At 41.2% G+C, this 697-nt stretch carries 1 protein-coding gene; it reads left to right on the top strand.

Annotation, left to right across the window (positions count from 1 at the left end; all coding sequences use genetic code 11):
• Nucleotides 1-68: 68 nt before the first annotated feature.
• A partial coding sequence (locus tag NAF29_RS18105; protein ID WP_251263035.1) for a Ca2+-dependent phosphoinositide-specific phospholipase C occupies nt 69-697 on the top strand: 629 nt, incomplete at its 3' end.

Raw genomic sequence — 697 nt, 5'->3', positions numbered from 1 at the left:
TTATGTCCCCGTTTTACGCGTTAAAAGTCTCCTGAAGCATATTAAAAACATGTGGAATGAAATGACAAATGTTGAATCGAATTGGGGCCACTCTGTGCATCATTGTGAGCTCAGTCAACTGTGCTCATGGCAACATCAAGAGTTCGTCTGAACATGCGGTTCAACAGCAATCTGTTCGGTTTAATCACGCTCAATTTTTAGGATCGCATAACAGTTATAAGAAGGCCGTTCATCCAACTGTCCTGACATTAATTACCTCGCATAACCCAAAATTATCGCGCCAGATTAATTATTCCCACATTGATCTCGATGCTCAGCTTGACGTGGGGCTAAGGCATTTAGAAATTGATGTGTTGGTCGATGATACGGGCGGTAAGTATGCGTATCCATTAGCAGAAAAGATTGCTGGAAGTCGTTTGCTAGATAAGGCTGAGCGCCAACAACTTCTTAAACCCGGTTTTAAAGTACTTCATATTCCTGACTTAGACATTTCATCGCATTGTCAGTTGTTTAGCGAATGCTTACATCAATTAACTGCTTGGTCTAATCGAAACCCTGAACATCTACCAATTTCGATCCTACTCAATGTAAAAGAAAGCCACATTAAATTCGTCAAAGGTACTATTCCGGAAGAGTTTGGACCTGCCCAATATCAAGCATTAGACCGTGTGATATTCAATGCTATCTCGGAGCAATC

Source organism: Echinimonas agarilytica, from assembly GCF_023703465.1.
Lineage (GTDB): Bacteria > Pseudomonadota > Gammaproteobacteria > Enterobacterales > Neiellaceae > Echinimonas > Echinimonas agarilytica.
The sequence above is the reverse complement of the archived record's forward strand: the minus strand, read 5'-3'. Positions and strand labels throughout refer to the sequence as shown.